Below are 1,506 nucleotides of genomic sequence, written 5' to 3'. Positions count from 1 at the left end.
CACGGCAGCAGCGTCCGGATGACGCTGCGCCTGGACGCGGGCGGACTGACGGTGGCCGTACGGGACTTCGCGCCGGGGCTGCCCCGGCTGCAGCCCGCGTCCGCGACGGCCGAGTCCGGCCGCGGAATCGCTCTGGTGCACGCGCTGGCCGACCGCTGGAGCGTCGAGCCGCACCCCTACGGCGGCAAGACCGTACGGGCGGTGCTCGCCCCCTGCTGACGGCGGTGGCGGCCCGTGCCGCCACCGCGTCCGCCCCGCGACAGGGCCGCCCGGTGGTCCGGGGTCAGTGGCCCCGGGCGATCCACTCGTCCAGGTGCGGCGCCTCCGCGCCGATCGTCGTCGCGTCGCCGTGACCCGTGCGGGCCACGGTCTCGCCGGGCAGCGTCAGCAGCTTCGTACGGATCGACTCGACGATCGTCGGGAAGTCGCTGAAGGTACGTCCGGTGGCGCCGGGCCCGCCCTGGAACAGGGTGTCCCCCGTGAAGACCGTGCCGAGGTCCGGGGCGTACAGGCTGACCGCGCCGTGACAGTGGCCGGGCGTGTGCAGCACGGTCAGCTCGGTGCCGGCGACGGACAGCCGCTGCCCGTCGGCCAGTTCGCCGTCGGGGGCCCGGTCCGGGTGCGTGCGCTTCCACAGCTCCGTGTCGGCCGGGTGCAGCAGGATCGGGGCACCGGTGCGGTCGGCGAGCGCGGGGGCCGCGTCGATGTGGTCGTCGTGCGCGTGGGTGCACACGACGGCGACGACCCGGCGGTCGCCGACGGCCGCGGCGATGGCGTCGGCGTCGTGCGCGGCGTCGATGACGAGGACCTCGCGGTCGTCGCCGACGAGCCAGACGTTGTTGTCGACGTCCCAGGTGCCGCCGTCGAGGGAGAAGGTGCCGGAGGTGACGAGGCGCTCGACCCGGGGGCCCGCGGCGGATCCGGTGGCGGCCATCAGAAGATCACCACCGAGCGCAGCACGTCGCCGTGGTGCATCCGCTCGAAGGCCTTCTCGACGTCCTCGAGGGCGATCGTCTCGGTGACGAACGCGTCGAGGTCCAGGCGTCCCTGCCGGTACAGGTCGATGAGCATCGGGAAGTCGCGCGAGGGCAGGCAGTCGCCGTACCAGGACGACTTGAGCGAGCCGCCGCGGCCGAAGACGTCGAGGAGCGGCAGGTCGATCCGCATCTCGGGGGTCGGCACGCCGACGAGGACGACGGTGCCGGCCAGGTCGCGGGCGTAGAAGGCCTGCTCGTACGTCTCGGGGCGGCCGACCGCCTCGATGACGACGTCGGCGCCGAAGCCGCCGGTCAGCTCGCGCACGGCCTCGACCGGGTCGCCGCTGCGGGAGTTGACGGTGTGGGTGGCGCCCAGGGAGCGCGCGGTCTCCAGCTTCTTGTCGTCGATGTCCACGGCGATGATCTTCGCGGCGCCTGCGAGTCGCGCACCGACCACCGCCGCGTTGCCCACGCCGCCGCAGCCGATGACGGCGACCGTGTCGCCGCGGCCGACCTCGCCGGTGTTGAT

3 protein-coding genes are annotated in these 1,506 nt (G+C 74.1%); 1 reads left to right on the top strand and 2 read right to left on the bottom strand.

Translation table 11 applies throughout. The features are described from left to right. A partial coding sequence (locus tag GTW43_RS16680) for an ATP-binding protein (protein WP_161302820.1) occupies nucleotides 1-219 on the top strand: 219 nt, incomplete at its 5' end. A 64-nt stretch (nucleotides 220-283) separates the two neighbouring features. On the opposite strand, the gene GTW43_RS16675 is transcribed toward GTW43_RS16680, so the two are convergent. Next, the gene (locus GTW43_RS16675) at nucleotides 284-934 is read right to left on the bottom strand and encodes an MBL fold metallo-hydrolase (protein ID WP_161302819.1); all 651 of its coding nucleotides are present in this window, start codon (nucleotides 932-934) and stop codon (nucleotides 284-286) included. After that, a partial coding sequence (locus GTW43_RS16670) for a zinc-binding dehydrogenase (protein WP_161302818.1) occupies nucleotides 934-1,506 on the bottom strand: 573 nt, incomplete at its 5' end. The genes GTW43_RS16675 and GTW43_RS16670, both read right to left, overlap by 1 nt.

The organism is Streptomyces sp. SID5785 (genome assembly GCF_009870065.1).
GTDB lineage: Bacteria > Actinomycetota > Actinomycetes > Streptomycetales > Streptomycetaceae > Streptomyces.
Note: the sequence above shows the minus strand (reverse complement) of the source record. Positions and strands in the feature narration are given on the sequence as shown.

Coding starts and splice junctions, on each gene's coding strand:
- GTW43_RS16675 (WP_161302819.1), bottom strand. CDS start 934: ATGGCCGCCACCGGATCCGCCGCGGGCCCCCGGGTCGAGCGCCTCGTC.